General features: G+C 64.2%; 1 protein-coding gene. It reads right to left on the bottom strand.

What is annotated here, in order from left to right:
- Positions 1-285: hypothetical protein (locus tag J0A66_RS23055; RefSeq protein ID WP_206576100.1), on the bottom strand; the 285-nt coding region annotated here is incomplete at both ends.

Genomic DNA, 285 nt, shown 5'->3' with positions numbered 1-285 from the left:
GTCCTCAAGCGCATCAACCAGATAAGGAAGCAGCTGGGTGGGGCCCTCGTCACTGGCGGCCAGCGGCTCCTCCAAGCCCTTCTCGTAGAGCGACCGCAGCACCGTCCGAGACCTCACCTCGAGGAGCTTGAAGGCCTCGCGGTCCTCAGCCAGGACCTTCGCCTTGGCGTCAAGATCAGCCTTCTCCGCCTCCACCTTCTGCTCCAGCTTCTTCAGCCGGCTGCGTTCTGCGGCCTGCACTTTCGCCAACTCCTCCAGCTCGGCGTTGCGACCCTTGATGGCGTC

Origin of the sequence: Bowmanella dokdonensis, assembly GCF_017254865.1 — a bacterium.
GTDB classification, from domain to species: domain Bacteria; phylum Pseudomonadota; class Gammaproteobacteria; order Enterobacterales; family Alteromonadaceae; genus Bowmanella; species Bowmanella dokdonensis.
This window is presented reverse-complemented; position numbering and strand designations above follow the sequence as displayed.